Genomic DNA, 21,567 nt, shown 5'->3' with positions numbered 1-21,567 from the left:
AAACCCCTTTTATGCTTTCTTTTGGTGCGTCTAGTTGGCTTCAAGTTGGTGCATAACGCCATTTCCACTTTAGTTAAACGTCTTACTTAATATAGCGGCTGCAAAAAAGTAAAAGTGGAACGATACTTGCGAAACGTTCGGTTATTCCCTAACCCAGCCGACTATCCGGTTGATAACGGTTCTCTTGAGGGTGGCCCATGACCATTCGCGTTGCCTTGTACCATCGTACGACATACCACTTTGACCGCCCGGTGCGTCTATCACCCCATGTTATTCGGCTACGTCCGGCGCCCCACTGCCGCACGCATATTGAGGCGTACTCACTCAAACTCTCCGGCGATGACCATTTTTTAAACTGGCAACAGGACCCGTTTGGCAACTTCAACGCCCGCGTGGTGTTCCCAGAACCGCGTAAAGAGCTAACCATTGCTGTCGAACTGATCGCCCCGATGACGGTGATTAACCCGTTCGATTTCTTCCTGGACGACATTGCGCAACAGATTCCCTTCGATTACCCGGAAGCGCTGCGGCAAGAGCTGGGCCCCTATCTTGAAATCACCGAGTCCGGGCCGCGCTTAATGGAGTGGCTCAAGGGCGTGCCCCGCGAACCGACCACCACCGTCGATTTCCTGGTCGCGCTTAACCAACGCTTACAAGACGATATCGGTTACCTGGTGCGCCTGGAGCCAGGCGTACAAAGCTGTGAAGAGACTCTGTCCCTGGCCAGTGGCTCCTGCCGCGACAGCGCCTGGTTGCTGGTGCAGATTTTTCGCCACCTGGGACTCGCGGCACGCTTTGTATCGGGCTATCTGATTCAGCTTAAATCCGATGTCAAAGCACTCGATGGCCCCAGCGGTACAGAAGTAGATTTCACCGATTTACATGCCTGGACCGAAGTCTTTCTGCCTGGTGCAGGCTGGGTAGGTCTTGATCCAACCTCCGGCCTGTTCGCAGGTGAAGGCCATATTCCGCTGGCGGCTACTCCAACGACAGGTAGCGCAGCCGCCATTACCGGTTTTTCGGATAAGTGCGAAGTCACGTTCGATGTGACCATGGAAGTGGAGCGTATCCACGAAGACCCACGGGTCACCAAACCGTATAGCGATGAGCAGTGGCAGCGTATCTGCAACCTCGGCGACGACGTGGATGCCGAGCTTCTTCAGCAAGATGTGCGCCTGACCATGGGTGGCGAACCTACCTTTGTATCGGTTGATGATATGGAGAGCCCGCAGTGGAATACCGAAGCGCTCGGTGAGCACAAGCGCGAGCGGGCCGAAGCACTACTGACACGCCTTCAGGCCGCCTATGCCCCCGGCAGCGCCATTCAGCAGCAGCAGGGCAAGTGGTATCCCGGCGAACCGCTGCCCCGCTGGGCGCTGGCCTGCTACTGGCGTAAAGATGGCGTGCCGCTATGGCGCGACCCACAGTGGCTGGCCTGCCTGGAGGCTGCCCCGAAAGTGCACGTGGATAACACCATGGCGCAACGCTTTACCAAGGCACTTAGCGAGCGGCTGGGTGTGGCCGAACGTTACTGGATTCCAGCGTTTGAGGATGCCTACTACTATCTTTGGAAAGAGCAGTCGCTGCCAGTTAACGTTGACCCGCGCGAAGCCAACCTCAAAGACGATGTCGAGCGCCACCGCTTAGCCCGCCTATTGGAACAAGGTCTGGACGAAGTCGTTGGTTACGCTCTGCCACTGCGCCACTCGATCAGCCAAGCCCACCGCTGGGAAAGCGGCCGCTGGCCGCTCAAGCGCGACCACCTTTTTCTGGTACCCGGCGATTCCCCCATGGGGCTGCGCTTACCGCTTTCGGCGTTGCCCTGGGCTGACCCGGAAGAGCAGCCCCAGCCTGAATCACTATTCGCGCCCCGCCCGGCACTAGGCGATATTCACGGCGAGGTTGCCCGTCGTAATGCTGAACAGCTGCATATCAGCGACGCCGAACGCCTGGGTCGTTCCAGCCACCCCAGCCCATCGCACCCTGAAGGCGAAGATGTTCAGCAGCAGCCACGGGCAGAAAGCGACCGCGAGAGTGGCATTATTCACACCAGCCTGTGTGTGGAACCACGGGACGGTCGCCTGCATATTTTCCTGCCACCGCTGACCAGCTTAGAGCACTACCTTGACCTGCTCAGTACGGTTGAAGAGTGCGCTAAAGAGCTCGCTTGCCCGGTGATGGTAGAGGGCTACTCGCCGCCTCGCGATCCGCGTCTGGAAAACTTTATGATCACCCCCGACCCGGGCGTGATCGAAGTGAATATTATGCCTGCGGCCAGTTGGCAAACCTTGGTCGCGCAAACCGAACGGCTCTACGCCGAAGCACGAGAAACTCGCCTGGGCACCGAAAAATTTATGCTCGACGGACGCCACACCGGCACCGGCGGTGGCAACCACGTCACGCTAGGCGGCCTGACGCCTGACGATTCACCGTTCTTACGCCGCCCGGATCTGCTTGCCAGCTTAGTGACTTATTGGCAGCATCACCCTAGCCTCTCTTATCTGTTTTCGGGTCTCTTTATTGGCCCGACAAGCCAAGCGCCACGGGTGGATGAAGCGCGTCACGAAGCACTTTACGAGCTGGAAATTGCGCTACAGCAAATGCCCGAAGGCGACGTAGTACAACCCTGGCTGGTCGATCGCTTGCTGCGCCATCTGCTCACCGACTTGACTGGCAACACCCACCGCGCCGAGTTCTGTATCGACAAGCTCTATTCGCCGGATAGCGACAGCGGTCGACTCGGCTTATTGGAGCTGCGTGGCTTTGAGATGCCGCCCCATGCGCGTATGGGCCTGATGCAGATGCTGCTGATTCGCGCTCTTGTCGCGCGCTGCTGGAAAACACCCTATCGGGCCAAACCGGTGCGCTGGGGCAGCGCCTTGCAAGATCGCTGGATGTTGCCCCACTACTTGTGGAACGATCTTGACGATGTGCTCAGTGATCTACGCCACCACGGCTTCGATTTTGATCTTGAGTGGTTCGCCCCCTTCCTGGAGTTCCGCTTCCCGCTGCACGGTCGCCTGCATACGCCCATGCTGGATATCGAACTACGCCAAGCCATCGAACCCTGGCATGTACTGGGTGAAGAGGCTTCGGCTGGCGGTACTGCTCGCTATGTGGACTCCTCGGTGGAGCGCCTGGAAGTCAAAGTCAGCGGCATGAGCGGTGACCGTTACGTGGTGACCTGCAACGGGCGCCGAGTGCCGCTTTCAGCCACCGGCAGAAACGGGGAAGCAGTCGCCGGGGTGCGCTACCGCGCCTGGCAGCCGCCCTCGGCATTGCATCCGCAGATTCCTATTCATGCACCGCTGGTGTTTGATGTGATCGATACCTGGAATCAGCGCTCTGTGGCGGGCTGTACCTATTACGTGGTGCATCCCACCGGGCGTAATTTCGATACCTTCCCGGTCAATGCGTTTGAAGCCGAAGCCCGGCGACTGGGGCGTTTTAGTGACAGTGGCCATCGTCATGGCCAACAAGCTCCCAAGCTGGAAACCCCCAGCCTGGAACTGCCACAAACGCTCGATCTGCGCTGGACGCCTAGCTAATGTTTTTTAACTAAGCTAATGCTTTTCTCTTAGTAGCCAGTGCTGGATAATCCGCCCCCTTACCTCTCAGGATTACAAGGATAATGACGGCCCCTGTCTCACCCTCACTTCTCGCGCCCGTGGCTAACGGGCTTGTTGAGGATTACTTGAACCAGCTAGGCAAGGGACAGCCCGGCACGTATGACGCCATGCTCGATGGCCAAGGGCAGTTACGCCCGGGCTGGGAAAGCTTATTGGGCTCGCTGGAGGGCATGGGCCCCACGGGGCGTTTGCAGCAGCATGAAGAGATTCAGCGCCTGCTGGCCGAAAACGGCGTCATCTTTAATATGCATGACGAAACCCAAGGGCGTTCTTGGCGGCTTGACCCGCTACCCTGGGTGATTGATGAAGTCCAGTGGCAAGCGCTGGAGGCGGGGCTTACTCAGCGCAGCCGCCTGCTGACCGCCCTGTATAACGATATATACGGGGCCAAAACACTCTTTGACCTAGGCCTGTTGCCGACTCAGGAACTGCTTGCGTCACCGCTTCTCTTGCTGCCCTGCCATCGTTCGCTACCCAACGACCGTGCGCCGATCGGTTTTCACGGTGTGGATATTATTCAGGACACCCAAGGACAATGGCGGGTTATGTCCGACCGGCTACAGGCACCATCCGGTACGGGCTTTGCGCTTGAAAATCGCATATTGATGGCCCGCGCCCTACCCGGCATGTACCGTAACGCGCCCTTAAAGCGGTTGGCGGGTTTCCTGGATTTGCATCACCGAACGCTCATCGCCATGGCCTACCAGCACCGCGATAACCCCACCCTGATTCTATTAACGCCGGGGCCGGCGAGCCCGCGCTATTTTGAGCACGCCTATTTGGCTAATTATCTCAATATCGCGTTGGTAGAAGGGCAGGATTTGGTGGTGCGCGATACGCAGGTTTGGCTGCGCACCCTGGGCGGCTTGCAACCGGTCGATGTGATCTTGCGCCATTGCGATGACGCTTACTGCGACCCGCTGGAGCTGCGCGGCGATTCGCAGCTCGGCGTGCCGGGGCTGTTACAAGCTATGCGTTCAGGCGGTGTAGCGTTATCGAACGCACTGGGTGTGGGCATTTTAGAAGCCCCGGTATTAGCTGACTACCTGCCAGCACTGTGCGAACACTTACTGGGTGAGACCCTGCTGCTACCCAACGCCGATGCCTCTACGCAACCGGCCAGCGCACCGATATTTGACAGCCACCTGCAGCGACTTGAGCCCACTACGTTAAACCTGCGCTGTTTTGTGACCCACACCCCGGCTACCGTCAACCGCAACACGGCGGACGAATACCAAGTGATGCCCGGCGGTTTAGCCTGGGTCGGTGCGCCTGGCTCACCCTCACTGAGCACCAGCATTGTCAAAGATGTGTGGGTCACCGCAGCCTCACCCCAGCCGCATGTCAGCCAGCTGCGCCAAGCCCGCGGCCCGGTAGTGGCGACGCGGGATGGGACGGATCTACCCAGCCGGGTGGCTGAAAGCCTGTTTTGGCTAGGCCGCTACGGTGAGCGATTAGACACCCGCGCCCGCTTGCTGCGTGAAGCACTGCTAAGGCTAATGGAGTACGACCAGGACGCGATTGCCGACCAGCTGTTGGATGAGCTGCTGCTAGCCCTGGATATCACCACACTCAGCAAAGACGACGAGCACCGCTTACAAGCGCCACTGATCGGTTTTGAACAGAAGCGTGCGGCACTATTGGCGCAGTTCGATGACGTGGAGCCCCAAGCGCTGCAGCCACTATTCTCGCAATTAATGCGCAATGCACGCAGCGTGCGCGACCATTTAGGCGACGACTCCTGGCGGGTGGTGCACCAGTTGCGCCAACGCATGGCCACCTTTAACCCCAGCTTGGGAGCCAGCGCGGCGCGGCGCGCTTGTGAAGGGCTATCGGCCCAGCTGGCTGCGTTTTTCGGACTCTGCAACGAGACCATGCCGCACCACTACGGTTGGCGATTCATGGATATTGGCCGCTTTCTGGATCGCGTGTTGGGCTTGCTCTCGCTGCTCAAACTTACCCTTAATGCCCCGCATTCGCCGGGATTGGCACTGTGGGAAGTCGTGCTTGCCACCACCGATAACTTTACCGCTTACCGGCGCCGCTACCGCAGCGAGCTACATCCAGCGGCGATTCTTGACCTACTGCTGTTCGACGAGACTAACCCTCGCTCGGTGGGTTATATGCTCAAGCGCATTGAGCGTCAGATGGATCGCCTACCCGGCACTACATCCCCCTACCGTAACGCCGAACGCAGGCTGTTGATTCAGGCGAATGCAGCGCTCCATCTTGCCGATATTGATCGCTTGAGCCATTTAGCGGATACCCCCGAGGCGCAAGAGGCGCTAGAACAACTGCTGGACGCTCTGATTGAGCCCCTGAGTGCGCTTTCTGAAGCCATCAGTCAAAGTCATTTCAGCCATGTGGAACGACCTCGCCAACTAGTTAGTATGGAGCCCGAGGCATGAACTATACGTTGCGGCATACCACCCGCTACCATTACAGCGCTCCGGTAACGTTGTGCCATAGTGAAGCGCGGGTGCTTCCACGCAAAACGCCCCATCAGCAGTGTGGCGCTTCGGAATTACATATTAGCCCTGCGCCGCAGGTACAAAAGGAGCGCTGCGATATATTCGGCAACCGGGTGCTCTATTTCGCCATGGAAGGGGTTCATCAAACGCTGGATGTCACTGTGGTAACACCATTGAATACTCAGCCGCTCACCGCCCTGCCTGATGTTTCGCCGCCGTGGAAAAACGTGGCCCAGCTGCTTAGCCAGGACAACAGCTTTGATGTACAGCTCTACCGACTGGACTCACCATTTATCCGTCGTAACGACGAGCTAGCCGCCTTTGCCCGTAGCTGCTTCACCCCAGGCAGACCACTTATTGAGGCGGCGCTAGCGCTGAATGAGTTGATTTATAGCACTTTTGAATACGACCCCAGCTTCACTACGCTGGCGACACCGTTAAGCGAGGTGCTTGCCAACCGGCGTGGTGTTTGTCAAGACTTCGCCCACCTGGCGATTGGCGCATTGCGTTCGGTAGGACTCGCCGCGCGCTACGTCAGCGGATACCTGGAAACCCAGCCACCGCCCGGGCAGCCGCGGCTGATCGGCGCTGATGCCTCCCATGCGTGGCTGGCGACCTGGATCCCCGACTGGGGCTGGCTGGCGCTTGACCCCACCAATGGCTCAGTGGCCGGTGAACAGCACCCCGTACTGGCTTGGGGGCGAGATTATGCAGATGTCGCGCCACTCAAAGGGGTTATGAACGGCGGCGGCGAGCATCGTCTTGAAGTTGAAGTCGATGTCATGCCGCAGGCGAGCTAAAACATTAACAATTATTAATGCCTGATAGCCATCAGGCTGATTCGTAAGCAGCTTTAAGACGATAAAACTCTTCTACAATAGCGGCCATTTCATCGGCGTCGTAATCGCATAGGCCGCTCACGACAAGCTTCTTAGAGCCCACACCCACCGCTTCACCAGCGGACTCGATCGAGAACTCCAAGCGGGCATCGGCACGCTTACCGTGAACCTCTAGCGAAGAGTGGTTCAGCGTCAATCCTGGAGAAAAACCATCTAAACGCCCAAGTGAAAAACCCATGCTATCGTAGATCACCAGCGGACGTTTAGGGTTAAACATAACCCCATGTTGCTCCATAAGTGGTTTGAGATAGTGTGGAAAATTCTTGCCTGAAAACGCCACATAACAGCGTGCAAAGGCTTCCACCACATCGGCATCGTGGGTAATGTCACCGCTACGCACTACCTGTAAGTAACCTTTGCCGCTCTCATCACAGACATGCAGTGTACCGTCGTCTGCTTCGCTGAACTTTAGCGGTGTATCGGCGCCCACCATGTTGGTGAAGCGAAATTCCATTTGCCGCGACAACCCAAACTTTGTGAGCACCAATGCAAACAGCAGATCACCGGGCACACAAAAGCGGCGTGCATCCGGATTATGAATAGGGTTGTAGTCACCCGCCACGCCTTTGGCGAAGCGACTGGCCTGCTCTGCGGAGATCACCACATACTCTCCGCGCTGCGTATAAAAATCCTTGAACATGGCGTTTGTTGCCTGCCTAGCGTTGAAATCGAAAACCCGTCACTGCCCAACGCCGCGCATAATGCCATAAAACACGCCCCAACAGGAGTTATCTGCTAGGGAAGCCACTATGTCAGACGTGAACACTCGTAAAAATCGCCTACCCCGACTGCTTTTCAGGGTGTTGATTGGCTTGCTATTTATCATCCTGATCTGGGTAGCGGGCAGCTATTGGCTGCTTAATAGTCAGTGGCTACCCAAACGCATTTCCCAATTTGAAGGCATCGACATCCGCTGGGAGCAAGGTGCCAGCCGACACCCTGGCCGCTGGGAAGTCGAGGGGCTGTATCTCGCACGTGAAGATGAAGCCTTACCCATCTCCATTGAGGCTGAACGCGCGACCCTTTCGCTCTCTTTGCTGGCCCTGCTACGCGGCGAGCTGCATATTAATGCCCTCGATGCTGAGGGCATTCGCCGCCTGACCGTCGGTGATATCGCGCTGGAAGCGGAAGGCCAGCTACACGTCGTAGAGACCACATTGAGTCGCGACACCCTGGCTATCCCTAATGTTTCGCTCGCCATTACTAATGGTCGTTTAGTTCGCGTGAGTGATCAAGCAACCCTAGTGCACGATATTGATCTTACCGCTGATGCGACACTCGACACGATAACCCCCGTCGACGCCACCAGTGGCCAACTTAACCCCAACCTGCTGGCGGCGCTTTCGGCGCAGCTTCAGTTGAATGCCCAAGCGGATGCCTGGGATGTCTTTATGCCCTATTTAGACGCCCTGCCCTGGCTAACCCTGGAGGGGCGCGGGGCACTCACCGGCACACTTGAGCTAACCGCTGGTAAGTTACAGCCCGGTAGCGAATTAATGCTGGACGCGCCAGTGTTGCGCTTAGCGGTAGATGAGCAGCGTTTACGTGCTCCAAGCGACTCACCCCGCTGGCTAATCGCTGACAACCCACCACCACGTCACACCGCCACCGGTAAAGGCCAGGTTCGCTTGGCAGTTGAGAACGACCAACTGCATTTTTCGACCCAGCTTGCCAATGTTGAGCTAGCTGAAGTAGAACCGGCTGAAGTAGAACTGGCTGAAATAGAACTGGACGAGCCGCGCCCTTATGCAGAGCACGCTGAGCTTCGCCTGGCGACCCAAATTCCCAATCAACGCCTGGATCAGCTCGACCTTCCCACAGCGGCTACCCTGGCCTTACAGGGCGACATCATTCGTTTGGATATGCTTGACCGTTATCTTACTGCGTATGCTGACGAACAGGGCATCCGCCTTTCTGGCCATGGCCAAATGGATGCCTCAGCCAGCATTCGCGAGTCGCGCCTCTACGATGCTCAACTGAACATTCAAGCACCGGAGCTGGCAGCCGATACACGCGGCTTTATCGCCCAAGGCAGTGGCTCACTCAATGCCCGGTTAACGCCGCAAGAGATAATGGAAGCCACGCTCAACTTTAACGATGCCACGTTGCATCACCAAGAGCGCCTGCTACTTGACGACGCTGACATCAACCTTATCGCCACAAGCCCTATTAATCCGCAAAAAGCGCCTGATGAAGCCACCGCCATGCTTAGCTGGCAAGCGGCTCGCCTGCCCGATGTTAGCGTGTTACAGAGCTATTTAGTGGCCATTTTACCCACCCCTACACCTCTGCAGCTGCTTAGCGGCCAAGCCACGAGTCACGGCCAGCTCACTATGACGTCAGAGCAACTCAGCGGTGAGGTGCATTTAGCGGGAAACGGGCTAGCGACTCGCTGGCAGCACGGCGAACAGGCAGGCACGTTAACCAGTGATATGCAGCTATTCCTGCCACTCCAGCAAGTAGCGATGGATGGTTCAGAATTGAACCTCAGCGGCGCCCGGCTGAGCTGGCAAGTGGCCGCTATCGACCGACCTAGCGAGCGCCTAGAGAGCGTATTAGTGTTAACCGACGGACGTTTTCAGCGCCGCAATAGCGTGCCTAGTGGACAGTTTGCACTTGAAGGTAGTGTGCAACGGCTAGGCTTTTTAAATGCGTTTTTGCCTGACGCCCATGGTTTGGCCATTGCTGGCGAAGGCCAGCTCTTTGCTCAGGGCGCCTTTCGCGATAACCGCCTGCTGGCACCGACTCGGCTGCGCGTTAATGCCGACCAGCTTGAGGTTACATTTTTAGACTATCTCGCCACAGGGCGTGGAGAGCTCACCGCCCAATTGGATAGCACCGAGCAGGCCCAGCTCTCGCTTGGCATTCCCCGCTTTGACCTAAAGCGCCAAGACGATGACAGCCCACACGTACAGGGGCGCCACTTTGCCCTCACCACGCAAACCGAGCAGTTTAGCGAGGTGCTTGAATCGCCCCAACCCGAGCACTTCACCACCCGTATTGCGCTACCGATTACCGAGGTGCCCGACTTCACCCGTTACAACCGCTACCTGCCAGAAGGGGCAGGTGTCACCTTGCTTGATGGGCAAGCCAGCCTAGCCAGCGAATGGCTGCTGGAGGGTTTGAACGCCCAAGGAGAAATAACGCTGCGCGCTTTTGGTGCCGAGCTGGCGCTACTGGATCAGCGTCTACGGGGCGATGTGCACTTGTATTTGCACCTCACCGACGGCGATCTGAATACACGCCGCTTTACTGCTAATGACTCTTTCCTACGCCTGGAAAACGTTAACCTTCAGAGTGAAAACGGCTCATCGGATGCGGGTTGGTGGGTGCAACTTTCAATGTTTGATGCGCAGTTAGCGTGGGAAGACCCTGTTCGCCTAGCCAGCCAACTACGTTTGGAAATGCGCGATACGGGCTTGCTCGCCCGGCTATTTCTCGCCCGCGCCAGGGATAGCGACTGGCTCGGGCGACTGTTAAATGTTCACGATATCGAGGGCACTGCACAGCTAGAGATCAGCGGCGAGCAGATTAGCCTTAGCGACTTGACGCTCACCGGCGGCCCACTACTGCTGCTTTCGGATGTCGCTCTGGCAGACCGCAGTGCCAATGGCGCGCTCTATGCGCGCCTTGGCGTGCTTGGATTAGGGGTTGAACTTGAAGACAGCGAACCAACCTTGCGCTTTATTCAACCGCGCCGCTGGTTTGACCGCTGGCGGGAGGCCAATGGCAGGTAACACAAATAACCGTTGCCTAGCGTTTTTTGCGCTCACGACGAATCATCCTGACTCGTTCTTTAGCTTTTTGCGGCGTGGAGAGCGGCGCTGCCGTCTCATCATGGGTTTTGGCGGGCACTGTGACCCAGGCAAACACCGGCAATGCCAAGTGCCAATGAATGGCCGCCAACCGAAGCCCAAGAGTGACGCTTAGTGAGGCAGCAATCGCCAACGTAAGCGGCGCCTCCAGCGCATGCAGCGCGACGTAAACGATGCCTCCCGCCATCGCGGCGGTGGCGTAGATCTCTTCGCGCAAGACCATGGGCACTCGTTGCGCCAGCACATCACGGATCATGCCGCCCGCCACGCCGGTCATCATGCCCATCAACACCGCCACCATGCCAGACGTGCCCAGCAGCAGTGCTTTATGGGCGCCAATAACGGTGAACAGCGCAAGGCCGAACGCATCGGCAATCGGCAAGAAGCCCCGCGAGAGACGGTGGATATAGTGAAACCCCACCAGCGAGACGCCTACGGTGGCTAAAATCACCCATAAATAGGTCGGGTCGGTCACCCAGAACACCGGCTTTACGCCTAACACTAAATCCCGCAGTGTGCCCCCACCGATGCTGGTCACTGCCGCCAGCACCAGCATGCCAATTGGGTCCATGCGCGACCTGCACGCCAACATCACACCCGACAGCGCGAACACGATGACACCCGCCATATCCAGCCAATAGACCACGCCTGACACGCTCTTCTCCTTAATGTTCGCTATCGATAAAGGCGCCAAGAATAACACTCTTCCCCAAAACACTGGCTCCAGCGCCATTACTCAGTTGGGATAAATACTCGGGATTAGGTTACGCTGGCCGATTAGGTTAACTGTGGAGTTGGAGCGTTTATGGATTGGAACCCGGCTTACAGCTGGCTGGTACTCGCCCTACTATTAAGTCTGGCAGAGCTATCTTCTGGCGCAATGGTGCTGCTTGCACTGGGTATTGCCGCGGCGCTAACGGCGGCCGTTACGGCGTTAGGTTTAACGCTCCCCTGGCAACTGCTTAGCATGGCTATTTTTACCGGGGTGCTGCTACCGCTATGCATTATGGTCATTCGTCCTCGTTTCTCTCCCCGTGGCGTGGCTTACGGCACTACTGGCACGGGCGTCGAGAAAGGTAATCGCTACACTACCCTACGCCGGGATTTTGATGATGCCACGGGCATTAAAGTTAACGGCGATTTCTACCGTCTCCGCGTCGTTGAAAGCGGTGAAACCGAGCTACCCAGCGGTACGCTGGTCATATTTAAACGATTTGAAGGCACCACTGCGCTAGTCGCGTTACATCAGCCTGATGACATAGCCCCTCACGAAGACGATTCCCAACGCAAGGAGCCTTAACAATGGATTTACCTATTAGCCCAGGTTTATTAATAAGCCTTATTATTGTGGTGATCGCGGTACTGATCATTTCTAAAGGTCTGATCATTATTCGCCAATCGGAAGTCATGGTGGTGGAGCGCCTTGGTTCATTCCATCGCGTGTTAGAAAGCGGCATCAACATCATCATTCCGTTTATCGAACAACCTCGTGCGATCACCATGCTGCGTTACCGCAAAATGGGTGAGGACTACACCGCTATTACCAGCGACGAGACCCGTATTGATCGCCGCGAAACGGTGATGGATTTCCCCGGCCAGCCGGTCGTTACCACCGATAACGTCACTGTGCGCATTAACGGCGCCCTGTACTATCAGATCATTGACCCCAAGCGGGCGGTCTATGAAGTCGAGAATATGAGCCAAGCCGTCGAAGTTCTGGCGAAAACCACGCTGCGCTCAGTAGTCGGCAAAATGGAACTGGATAAGCTGTTTGAGTCCCGTGCGGAGGTGAACAACGAGATTCAGGCCGCCATGGAAGAGCCTGCTTCCAAGTGGGGGGTCAAAATTTCCCGTGTCGAAGTGCAGGATATTGCCATGCCCGAAGAGGTGGAAACCGCCATGCGCCTGCAGATGGCCGCCGAGCGTAAACGCCGCGCTACGGTTACCGAAGCAGAAGGTGAAAAATCAGCGGCAATTGCCATGGCCCAGGGTCAGCGTGAGTCTTCGATTCTTAACGCTCAAGGCGATAAAGAGTCCGCTATTCTGCGCGCTCAGGGTGAGCAGGAATCGATCAAGCTGGTGCTGAGCGCCATTGGCGATAGCGAAGAGAATAAGCGCACGGTGGTGGGCTACCTGCTAGGCCAAAGTTATATCAAGGTACTGCCCAACATGGCGAAGAATGGCGAGCGGGTATTCGTGCCTTATGAATCATCGGCGTTGCTCGGCTCAATGGGCATGTTCCGTGAAATGGCGGGATCACCTGAGGACACGGTGGCTAACCACCTAAAAAACCGTAGCGGCAGTGACAGCGATTTTCGTAGTGGAATCGTCGGTGGCGCGGTCAGCGGCCACTAATTAGCGCCATCAAGAAACCGCAGGAATTACCTTAAGCCGGGCCCCGCGGGGCCCGGCTTTTTTGCTACGACTTGCCGACGAAGCACTTTATCTGATCAAGCACAGCGACCGTAACCGCTGTGTCATATGGGCTGAATCGCATCACGCTCAGCAGTTCATGTTGACCCCAGCAGGCATTTCCATCGGTCTGACGACTAGGGTGAATCGGTCGCCAGAAAGTGATCAATAAACACTGCGTAATCCTGCTCAGTGCAGTCGGCGTATGCGACTGCCAGTGTTGAAACGACCTCGACAAACTGCGTTTCCCTTCCTTTCAGGCGTTGGCAAACGGACTTAGCAAAGCGTGTCGCGTCACCTCGATTAAGCGCCTGGGCACCGCGCAGGTGTTCACGGGCAAGAATTTCCCCCCACTGCTGCGCCAGCTTTTTATACGACTTACCACCAGAGAGCTTATGGGTCGGGATGTCTTTCTTGAACGGCGAGCGCTCGCGAACCGAAAACACCTTGCCGTTCATGGTTAGCCAGCCAAGATAAGCATCCGGGTGCTCGGCAATGGCATGGAATGCCGCAGCATGGCGGATACCTTCATTGGGAAATAGCTTTCGCCATGCCTGCTGCTGAGGCTTGTCCATCAGCCGGAACGCTTCTGGCGGCACCTGCTCTTTGATATCCAGAATGATATCGTCGTGCTCGTGCTCAACGCCTCCTTCAATCAATACGTAGTAACGCTCCACGCCCAGCGAGCCGGTACCTGCATCCAGACGTCGAGCCGTATCTTTCACACGAAAATGGTGAGGGTCACTCTCTTTAAAGGCGTGTTGCAGCGTTTGCTGGTACTCCTGCTCAATCAGACGGCGTAGCTGGCTGGCTACATCCGCCGGTAGATTAGCGAGCTTACCGGGCCGCTCGGCAAATTGACGGCCTTTCTGATCATCAAGCGTCGTCCACTTTTCGAGCATCCGCGCACGGCTCTGCTTATCCGCCACCTTATTCATGAACGGCTTCAGCGGGCCCTTGGCGGTGTCGAGCGTTACGGCGTGAATGGGCTTACCATCGACATGATCCGCCAGCGTTTGGTAATAGCCTTCTATTAGCTTTTCAAGCGCTTTATCAATCGCCTTGGCATCCAGCTCCGCGTTTTCGCGACCATCCAGTACCACGCTGATAGCCAGTCGCCAAACGTCATACTGGTAATCGCCAATTAACGCATCGTCGAAGTCATCCATGCCATAGCGCACCTGATCATCATGGTGCCCATAAGCGCCAAAGTTATAGACGTGAGCATCGCCTTGTAACCACGTCTGGGTTTCCGGCCACCCACCAAACAGAGCAAAACGCCAATCGTGCCAAACATCGTTCCAGAAAAGATGGTTGCTACCGCGGTAAAATCGGTAGGGCGATGCAGCCATTTTGGCGTACTTGGCTTGGCGGGTGGCCGTGGCCAATATCTTGTTCGCCTGATGGGTTGCCTCAATCACTTTCTGAGGGCGGTTATGTCCAGTCAGTGCATGGCTCATTGCGTTGCCTTTTAGTGTATTCATTCTGTCTGCCCGGTGCGTAAAAAGCGCTCGGTGCATCAAAGCGGTTATCTGCAAGGGTAAGCGATGAACATGAACAGATTAAGTCAGCGTTTACTATCCACCTTTGCGCCCTAAGCGTGTTAACCCGCGAGGAGCCGCGATACGAAAGAAGCGCTCAACCACTTCTGCATTAGTAGAGGGCGTCATTAATGAGACGGTGACGAATATCGGCAAATTGACCATTAGCCCCCAAAATCCCGCATGAATACCCATCGGGTGTGGCCAAAGGATAGTCAATGCCGTGGTAATCAGAAAACCCGCCACGATACCCGCCATTACACCCAAGCGAGAAGCTCGCGGCCAAAAGAACATTCCGATGAATGCAGGTAGTACCTGAGAGGCAAAGCCCAGCCCCACCAGCAGAATCATCACCAGGCTACCGGGCTCAGCAATCGCCAGTGGTGCTATCACCAGAAACATGATGGGTAAAATCAACAGCCGCGCCAACCTGCCGGTGACGGCGTCGGATAGCTTCAACATTGGCTGAAGCACATCCTTGCTGAACGACAATGACACCGAATGAATGAAGGGTTCGCTAGAGGACATCGAGGCCGCCAGAGTACCCGCTCCCAGCAGGCCGACCAGGACTACAGGCAAGTGCTGCATAGCGTATTCCAGCACCACGGTATCCGCCCGTTCCAACTCAGGCAGGCTGAAAATACCGATAAAACCCACCACGACCATGGGCAGAATGACAACATAGTAAGTAGGCAACCACGTAGCGCTGCGGCGAATGGTACGCGCCGATGAGGCACTCATCCACTGCGTCCAAACGGGTGGCATGAACGAGAACATCGAAACGATAATCGAGGTTGTCCAGAAGCTAAAACTCATGTCGCCTTCCGCCCCGGGCAGGGTGAGAAACTCGCTATTCTCAGCCTGGATACGCTCAAATACCCCCGCAAAACTTAACCCACCGGTAGCGCTATGTACGGCCCACAGACCAACTGCCCAGGCGACAATCAGCATCAATACGCCCTGAAACGCATTGGTACGGCCAATCGCCCGCTGTCCGCTAGCGTAGAGATAGACGGCAATGCAGGCCAGCACCAGCACAACCCCCAACCAAATGGGAATAAAACCGCCGCTCATCACAAACAGAATATAAGCCGAGCCGATCGTTTGCAGTACCGCATAGGCAATAGAGCCGATCGCCATCACGAGAGCCGCCAGTGCTCCCAGCGAAGGACTCTGGTATCGGTCGGATATGGCGCTTGCTTGGGTTACATGACCAAACTGCTCGCCGAACTGCCACACTTTGGGCCCGAAGTACCATGCGACCAACGCCAGATAGGCAAGGTAGATCGCTACATAAAATACCGCGACGCCTTTGGAGTAAGCCCAACCGGGCGCTCCCATAAAGGTGTAAGCGCTCACACTACCGGCGGCGATCAGCAGGTAGAGCGTTACCGGCCCCATGCTGCGACCCGCTACGCCCCACTCCTCCAGGCTGTTCATGGAGCGGCCTGCCTTGGCGCGTAGGCCAATCACCATCGCAATGGCCACATACGTCAGCGTTATCAGCAATGGCAAAGGGCTATTCATGGTCGTCTCGCTCCACAATGCGATTACCGATCAGCATGACCACCACGCAGGCGAAAATAACCAGATAGCTCCAGACCACCATCAATGGAAGCCCCATCACCAGCGTTGCCCGGTTCACCAGGCCAATCACTGGCCAGGTTCCCGCCAGCACCAGGGCCACGAAAGCAATCAATAACCCCCACCCTGCCCGAGAGGTAGGCAGTACCAAAAAGCGTCGCATGAGCGTTCCCTTCGTTATTAATGATTAGACGTATTCAGAGGCAGAGCCATGTAAAGACCGATGTTAACTGACGGTTGCCTTTTCGGCTGGCAGCATCGGCCAGCGTGATGGTAACGCCAGGCGCGTCTCCAATTGATGAGCCAATTTCAGCACGAAATGATCGTCGAAACGTGGACCAATCAACTGCACACCAATAGGCATGTTAGCGGCTAAGGCCGGTGACGTTGCTGGACTGCTGAATCCAGCGTTAAGCGAGATTGCAGGCTGCTCCCCCATGTTCCACGGCACGGTGTAGGCAATATGCTCGAACGGTTGGCGCGGATCATTGCTGGGTGATGGCCACTCGGCAGGAAAGGCGATAGTGGGCGTTGAGGGTGAGATTACCGCATCGACCTTGTCAAATACCGCTTCAGTAGCACGCCGCATGGCCATCGTCTGCTGAAACCCCTGCAACGCGGCTACGCCGCTTAAACGTTCACCACCATCTGCCCAGGCCAAAATCGCAGGCAGCACTTTTTCGCGCTCCTCAGAGGAGAGCTTTAGCAGTTCTCCCCACTGCCGAGCCTGCCAAAATTGATCCAGCCCATCCAGCATGTCTCGAGTCAACACTGGTGCTAAAGGCACCAGCTTTGCACCTGCGGCTTCCAGTTGCTTTGCTGCCTGCTCGACATGACGGCGAATCTCGTCATCCAGCGGTAAGCCGCAGCCTGCCTCCATCATCACTCCTATGCGCAGGCCCTTCATCTCTAGCGTTAAATCCAGCCAATCTATCTCTTCCGGCGGCAGGCGCATTGCATCGCGCCGATCCGTCCGGGCCAGCGCTGTCATCATTAATGCGGCATCTTCTACACTGCGCGTCATAGGCCCTGCACAGCGGCCCACATAATACGGATCTATCGGTATACGACCCAGGGTCGGCTTAAAGCCCACTACGCCGCACCACGCGGCGGGCAACCGTATCGAGCCACCGATATCGGTACCCACATGCAGCGGCCCAAATCCGGCAGCCGCCGCAGCGCCTGCGCCCGAGCTGGAACCGCCGGTATTACATGCCAGTTTCCAGGGATTACGGGTCAGGCCATGAAAGGACGATAGCCCTGATGACAGCATGCCAAAATCGGGGCAGGTGGTTTTCGCCACCATCAGCGCATGGTCTTCCTCAAGCCGCGCAGCCGGAGGCGCATCTTCGCGAGCAACCGCCTGCTCCCCCAGCCCTGTCCCTCCAGGAACTGGCATTCCCTTGGTGGCAATCAGCTCTTTCAGGGTTACCGGCACTCCATCCAGTGTGCCGCCTGGCTCACCTTTGGCCCAGCGCCGGGTCGAAGCCTCCGCGATTTCCAGCAGCGACTCGGGGCGATAGGTGTAAAGCGCGTTGATATGTGGCTCCCATTGATCAATATGGGAAATCAGTGCTTCAGCAACATCCAGAGGAGAAAATGCTTGAGTGCGGTAACCTTCGAGTAACTGGGTAGCGGTCAACTGATGTAGTTCGGGCATCACATCACCTTTGCTGTTGTTATCATGTCGTCATTATCACTAATGTCAGCATGAACCCACTCAGTGCCTTCTGCTATTTCAATATTGACCACAGCGTGTCCACTTTTTGTGTGCACATTGCTTTCAAGACGACGCTTCCGTCATCGTTTGCAGGGCACTCGCCAGTGAATCAATCTGACGGCTGATAGCCGTGGGGGCGATATGCAACTGGGTTGCGGCTTGCCGCAAGGAGTGACAATGGGCAACCGTATCGAAGTACCGCGGAGCCCGGCCGCTGATCATAACTACCTCGATCTCTCAGATGGCCAGTCCGCGACTACGCTGGTATTAGCGTTGTGGGTGTAAGGCCGTTGGAGGGTGATATCGCTTTGCATTCATAGCACTCAGCTTTTTTAGCACAAGCGAATACAGTAGCGATAAACGAAACGCCTCGCTAGAGGAAACGACTCAAACAGCTTTGTAGTGAAAACAACGTGATTTAAAGAGCGCTATTACTGTTCGCCCAACGCCTTTTCAAGCGGGCTGCCTGCCAAGGATTGCCCCCACGTATCCCCATGCACCAGTTCGCTCAATGGTAAGCGGGAGCGCCAGCCTTTGGCTTCAAGCTCCGGCTGATCTAAAAACTCGCTCACATAGCCAAGGCAGAGATACGCCAGCGGATAAACATGTTCAGGCAAATTCAGCGCAGTGCTTAGCTGCTCTTGATCGAGAATACTCACCCAGCCAACGCCAATACCTTCCGCCCGCGCCGCTAGCCAAAGATTTTGCACTGCTAAGCAGGTACTAAACAGGTCGGTATCGACAATGCTATTGCGCCCCAGCACATGCGGGCCGCCCCGGCTTCGGTCACAGGTAATACAGAGATTGAGTGGGCTTTCCAGAATGCCTTGCAGTTTAAGGCTGCGGTAATGCTCCTTGCGCTCGCCTTCAAAGCGCTCGGCGGCCTTCCGGTTCTCCTGCTCGAACATCGCCAGCACGGTTTCCCTGACGTCACGACTTTCAATCACGATGAAATCCCAGGGCTGCATGAAACCTACCGAAGGCGCATGGTGTGCAGCTTCTAAAAGACGGGCCAGCACATCAGGGGGAATCCGGTCGGGCAGAAATTGCGAGCGCACGTCGCGCCGTTCGTGTATGGCGCGGTAAAGCCCACGGCGCTCAGCATCGGTAAAACGGTGATTCGAGGTGGTCATGGCGCTTGTCGGACCTTTTGCTGATCTGATTTATAGACGAGTGAAGAGTCTACACGAGGTCAGCCCAGCCTCCATCGCAGTGGCGTTGTTTGGCGTAATACACCGTCCTCGTCCCAGTCGCCCCAGCCAGCAAAGGGGATGGCCAGTTCACTATTTAGGCTTAGGCTCTTCAGCCGAGATGCCCAGGCCGCTTTACAAGCCTCCAGGTGGCCAATGAGGTCAGCTTCCGCTTGATAACGAATACCGCCGCCTTGAATGCCGTAGCTCACCTGGGGCGCCAGTACGTCAAAGCCAACGTAGTACAGTGATGAATGAATCGGCCAAAGCCAGTGAACCATGTTGCCTGCACGACCAAAGGGCTGAAATGTCATTTCAGGCGAGCCCGTGGTCACCGAGAGCATGGCCCTCTTGCCACGATAATAGCCTTTATCGTAACGCATGCAGCTTGTATAGCGCCCGCCATACACCAGCACCCGATCAAACCAGCCTTTCAAAATGGCAGGCTGGGCGTGCCACCATAAGGGAAACTGGAAGATCACCAAGTCAGCCCACTCCAACCGCGCCAACTCCCGCTGGACGTCCTGCGGCAATGTGTTTTCTTCGTGGTGAGCCCGCTGCTCATTGAGGGGATAGAAGTAGTCCGATGCCACAGCGCTATGCGGATAGTGCCCAGCGCGCTCCACTGGATCAAACTGCTCCGCATAAAGATCATCCACTTCCACTGTGTGACCCTCGCCTATCAGCTGTGCTACCGCTCCATCTACTAGGCCGCCATTAAACGACTTGCGTTCAGGATGAGCCAAGACGATCAATACATTCATACTGCGCTTCCCCTATCGATTGGTTCAACGACAGACTAACCTGTTCATATATGCTCAAAAATTGGCTAAAAATGAGAACCGGGCTTGCATGAATGAACAACGGATAAGATGGGACGACCTAGAAATTGTGCTAGCGATTGCCGAGGCGGGTTCACTATCCGGCGCCAGTCGAACGCTGCGTATCAGCCACGCCACTGTCTTCAGGCGTCTCAGCGAGATGGAGAGACGTCTGGGCGTTACCCTTTTTGAGCGCAGCCGTAACGGCTATACGCCGACCATGGCAGGCGACGATTTAACAGCGTCGGCCCTGCGTGTGCAAAATGAGATCAACGGCGCGGAGCGCCGAATCATCGGGCAGGATTTAGCGCTTACCGGCAGCCTGCGAATCACCACGACCGATACACTTTTCGCGGGCCTGCTCTCCCCGCTATTGGCAAGCTTTCGAGAAACCTATCCGGCTATCTCGCTGGAAGTGGTCATCTCCAACCAGCTTCATAGTTTGACGCGACGTGAGGCCGATATCGCTATCCGTCCAACCTGCAAGCCACCGGAAACGCTTGTAGGCCGAAAAGTAAGCGACATCCCCTTGGCAGTTTATGGACAACAAGCGCTTTGGCAAAAAGCTCCTCTGCCATTAGATCCAACGTCACTAACAACAGAAAACTGGATAGGCCCGGATGTTCACCTAGGCGATACAGCGCTTGAGCAGTGGATGGTGGGTAAACACGCGGCCTACCGACTGGACAGCATGCTGGGGATGCAGCTGGCGGTCCGTCATGGGGCGGGCATTGCGGTACTGCCTTGCTATCTTGGCGATGCCGATGAAGCACTACTCAGACTCAGCCAGCCGATTGACGCGCTGACGACTCAGCTTTGGCTGCTCACCCATCCAGATTTGCGTCATGTGGCTAAAGTACGCGCGTTTATGGAAACGATCACTGAGGGGCTTCGCGGACGGTAACCACAAGGTCTGGTACCTGAAGGGCGAATCAAGTGACAGCGCACTCCGATGGCAAAAGCGATCACTCCTGCCCAACCCCCGCCAGGAACTGCTTTAACAACGCATCCAGTTGTTGACGTTGTTCGTCAGTCAGCCCGCTCACCAGCTGCGCCTGTGTCTCTACATGAGCAGCCACCGCTTCGTCGATCAGATCAAATCCACGCTGAGAAAGAGAGATCAGAAAACCGCGACCATCATCCGGGTTCTTGACCCGCTCGATCAGTCCTGACTTTTCCAATTGATGGATACGGTGAGTCATGGTGCCTGAGGTCACCATGGTGGATGCCATCAAATCGCTCGGCGATAGCGCATAGGGCGCTCCCTCTCGGCGCAGCGTTGCCAGTACGTCAAAGCTCGCATCCGTCAGGCCATATTTCGCCCAGGTCTTCTCCATCGCGCGCATCAAGGTGTGGTTCAGCCGTTTGACCCGCCCGATAGTACCCATCGGGGCTACGTCGAGGTCGGGACGCTCCTGGCGCCACTGTTTGAGTATGTGGTCTACATGATCCATAAACGTATTTTGCGCCTATATACCTTGACGT

The 21,567-nt window shown here is 56.4% G+C and carries 17 protein-coding genes; 7 read left to right on the top strand and 10 right to left on the bottom strand.

Going from position 1 to position 21,567, the window contains the following annotated elements; all coding sequences use genetic code 11:
• Positions 1 to 197 precede the first annotated feature (197 nt).
• The 3 genes from KO116_RS06970 to KO116_RS06960 all read left to right on the top strand — a co-directional run bounded on the left by KO116_RS06970 (position 198) and on the right by KO116_RS06960 (position 6,900).
• Positions 198 to 3,548, top strand: coding sequence for a transglutaminase family protein (locus tag KO116_RS06970; RefSeq protein ID WP_035560014.1), 3,351 nt, complete (start codon positions 198 to 200; stop codon positions 3,546 to 3,548).
• A gap of 83 nt (positions 3,549 to 3,631) precedes the next feature.
• Positions 3,632 to 6,037 carry a circularly permuted type 2 ATP-grasp protein gene (locus KO116_RS06965; RefSeq protein ID WP_035560010.1) on the top strand — a complete coding sequence of 802 codons (2,406 nt, stop codon included), beginning with the start codon at positions 3,632 to 3,634 and terminating at the stop codon, positions 6,035 to 6,037.
• Entirely contained in the window at positions 6,034 to 6,900 is an 867-nt protein-coding gene (locus tag KO116_RS06960) for a transglutaminase family protein (protein WP_035560007.1), read from the top strand. Before KO116_RS06965 ends, KO116_RS06960 begins: the two co-directional genes overlap by 4 nt.
• Before the next feature lie 31 nt (positions 6,901 to 6,931).
• Here KO116_RS06960 and KO116_RS06955 read toward each other — a convergent pair whose 3' ends face one another.
• Positions 6,932 to 7,639 (bottom strand): DUF3581 family protein, encoded by a 708-nt coding sequence (locus KO116_RS06955; RefSeq protein WP_035560003.1) that lies wholly within the window; start codon positions 7,637 to 7,639, stop codon positions 6,932 to 6,934.
• A gap of 109 nt (positions 7,640 to 7,748) precedes the next feature.
• On the opposite strand from KO116_RS06955, the gene KO116_RS06950 reads away from it, so the two are divergent.
• Positions 7,749 to 10,736: a hypothetical protein gene (locus KO116_RS06950; protein ID WP_035560000.1), complete on the top strand. Its 2,988-nt coding sequence runs from the start codon at positions 7,749 to 7,751 to the stop codon at positions 10,734 to 10,736.
• 16 nt (positions 10,737 to 10,752) lie between these two features.
• Here the strand turns inward: KO116_RS06950 and KO116_RS06945 are convergent, their stop codons facing one another.
• Positions 10,753 to 11,469, bottom strand: a complete 717-nt coding sequence (locus tag KO116_RS06945) for a trimeric intracellular cation channel family protein (RefSeq protein ID WP_082072557.1) — start codon at positions 11,467 to 11,469, stop codon at positions 10,753 to 10,755.
• A 150-nt stretch (positions 11,470 to 11,619) separates the two neighbouring features.
• On the opposite strand from KO116_RS06945, the gene KO116_RS06940 reads away from it, so the two are divergent.
• Complete coding sequence (locus KO116_RS06940) at positions 11,620 to 12,114, top strand: NfeD family protein (RefSeq protein ID WP_035559989.1); 495 nt, start codon at positions 11,620 to 11,622, stop codon at positions 12,112 to 12,114.
• 2 nt (positions 12,115 to 12,116) lie between these two features.
• Positions 12,117 to 13,169 (top strand): SPFH domain-containing protein, encoded by a 1,053-nt coding sequence (locus KO116_RS06935; protein WP_035559986.1) that lies wholly within the window; start codon positions 12,117 to 12,119, stop codon positions 13,167 to 13,169.
• Positions 13,170 to 13,363: 194 nt separating this feature from the next.
• On the opposite strand, the gene KO116_RS06930 is transcribed toward KO116_RS06935, so the two are convergent.
• From KO116_RS06930 to KO116_RS06905, 7 genes are all read right to left on the bottom strand, one after another.
• Positions 13,364 to 14,686 (bottom strand): DUF2252 domain-containing protein, encoded by a 1,323-nt coding sequence (locus KO116_RS06930; RefSeq protein WP_035559984.1) that lies wholly within the window; start codon positions 14,684 to 14,686, stop codon positions 13,364 to 13,366.
• Positions 14,687 to 14,803: 117 nt separating this feature from the next.
• Positions 14,804 to 16,294, bottom strand: coding sequence for a sodium:solute symporter family protein (locus KO116_RS06925; RefSeq protein ID WP_035559981.1), 1,491 nt, complete (start codon positions 16,292 to 16,294; stop codon positions 14,804 to 14,806).
• The gene (locus KO116_RS06920; protein WP_035559978.1) at positions 16,287 to 16,514 is read right to left on the bottom strand and encodes a hypothetical protein; all 228 of its coding nucleotides are present in this window, start codon (positions 16,512 to 16,514) and stop codon (positions 16,287 to 16,289) included. The genes KO116_RS06925 and KO116_RS06920 overlap by 8 nt, the downstream gene beginning before the upstream one ends.
• A 63-nt stretch (positions 16,515 to 16,577) precedes the next feature.
• On the bottom strand, positions 16,578 to 18,011 hold the full coding sequence (locus KO116_RS06915) for an amidase (protein WP_035559975.1): 1,434 nt from the start codon (positions 18,009 to 18,011) through the stop codon (positions 16,578 to 16,580).
• A gap of 123 nt (positions 18,012 to 18,134) precedes the next feature.
• Positions 18,135 to 18,293, bottom strand: a complete 159-nt coding sequence (locus tag KO116_RS24525; protein ID WP_235272519.1) for a helix-turn-helix domain-containing protein — start codon at positions 18,291 to 18,293, stop codon at positions 18,135 to 18,137.
• A gap of 209 nt (positions 18,294 to 18,502) precedes the next feature.
• Complete coding sequence (gene bluB, locus KO116_RS06910) at positions 18,503 to 19,204, bottom strand: 5,6-dimethylbenzimidazole synthase (RefSeq protein ID WP_035559972.1); 702 nt, start codon at positions 19,202 to 19,204, stop codon at positions 18,503 to 18,505.
• Between the two features lie 59 nt (positions 19,205 to 19,263).
• Positions 19,264 to 20,025 carry an NAD(P)H-dependent oxidoreductase gene (locus tag KO116_RS06905; protein ID WP_035559969.1) on the bottom strand — a complete coding sequence of 254 codons (762 nt, stop codon included), beginning with the start codon at positions 20,023 to 20,025 and terminating at the stop codon, positions 19,264 to 19,266.
• An 88-nt stretch (positions 20,026 to 20,113) separates the two neighbouring features.
• On the opposite strand from KO116_RS06905, the gene KO116_RS06900 reads away from it, so the two are divergent.
• Positions 20,114 to 20,986 carry a LysR family transcriptional regulator gene (locus KO116_RS06900; RefSeq protein ID WP_035559966.1) on the top strand — a complete coding sequence of 291 codons (873 nt, stop codon included), beginning with the start codon at positions 20,114 to 20,116 and terminating at the stop codon, positions 20,984 to 20,986.
• Positions 20,987 to 21,047: 61 nt separating this feature from the next.
• Here the strand turns inward: KO116_RS06900 and KO116_RS06895 are convergent, their stop codons facing one another.
• Positions 21,048 to 21,536 carry a MarR family winged helix-turn-helix transcriptional regulator gene (locus KO116_RS06895; protein ID WP_035559963.1) on the bottom strand — a complete coding sequence of 163 codons (489 nt, stop codon included), beginning with the start codon at positions 21,534 to 21,536 and terminating at the stop codon, positions 21,048 to 21,050.
• Positions 21,537 to 21,567: the final 31 nt, after the last annotated feature.

This window comes from Halomonas sp. KO116 (assembly GCF_000734975.2).
GTDB lineage: Bacteria > Pseudomonadota > Gammaproteobacteria > Pseudomonadales > Halomonadaceae > Vreelandella > Vreelandella glaciei.
Note: the sequence above shows the minus strand (reverse complement) of the source record. Positions and strands in the feature narration are given on the sequence as shown.

Coding starts and splice junctions, on each gene's coding strand:
- KO116_RS06970 (WP_035560014.1), top strand. CDS start 198: ATGACCATTCGCGTTGCCTTGTACCATCGTACGACATACCACTTTGAC.
- KO116_RS06900 (WP_035559966.1), top strand. CDS start 20,114: ATGAATGAACAACGGATAAGATGGGACGACCTAGAAATTGTGCTAGCG.
- KO116_RS06965 (WP_035560010.1), top strand. CDS start 3,632: ATGACGGCCCCTGTCTCACCCTCACTTCTCGCGCCCGTGGCTAACGGG.
- KO116_RS06915 (WP_035559975.1), bottom strand. CDS start 18,011: ATGCCCGAACTACATCAGTTGACCGCTACCCAGTTACTCGAAGGTTAC.
- KO116_RS06905 (WP_035559969.1), bottom strand. CDS start 20,025: ATGAATGTATTGATCGTCTTGGCTCATCCTGAACGCAAGTCGTTTAAT.
- KO116_RS06940 (WP_035559989.1), top strand. CDS start 11,620: ATGGATTGGAACCCGGCTTACAGCTGGCTGGTACTCGCCCTACTATTA.
- KO116_RS06955 (WP_035560003.1), bottom strand. CDS start 7,639: ATGTTCAAGGATTTTTATACGCAGCGCGGAGAGTATGTGGTGATCTCC.
- bluB (WP_035559972.1), bottom strand. CDS start 19,204: ATGACCACCTCGAATCACCGTTTTACCGATGCTGAGCGCCGTGGGCTT.
- KO116_RS06950 (WP_035560000.1), top strand. CDS start 7,749: ATGTCAGACGTGAACACTCGTAAAAATCGCCTACCCCGACTGCTTTTC.
- KO116_RS06895 (WP_035559963.1), bottom strand. CDS start 21,536: ATGGATCATGTAGACCACATACTCAAACAGTGGCGCCAGGAGCGTCCC.
- KO116_RS06960 (WP_035560007.1), top strand. CDS start 6,034: ATGAACTATACGTTGCGGCATACCACCCGCTACCATTACAGCGCTCCG.
- KO116_RS24525 (WP_235272519.1), bottom strand. CDS start 18,293: ATGATCAGCGGCCGGGCTCCGCGGTACTTCGATACGGTTGCCCATTGT.
- KO116_RS06935 (WP_035559986.1), top strand. CDS start 12,117: ATGGATTTACCTATTAGCCCAGGTTTATTAATAAGCCTTATTATTGTG.
- KO116_RS06920 (WP_035559978.1), bottom strand. CDS start 16,514: ATGCGACGCTTTTTGGTACTGCCTACCTCTCGGGCAGGGTGGGGGTTA.
- KO116_RS06930 (WP_035559984.1), bottom strand. CDS start 14,686: ATGAGCCATGCACTGACTGGACATAACCGCCCTCAGAAAGTGATTGAG.
- KO116_RS06925 (WP_035559981.1), bottom strand. CDS start 16,294: ATGAATAGCCCTTTGCCATTGCTGATAACGCTGACGTATGTGGCCATT.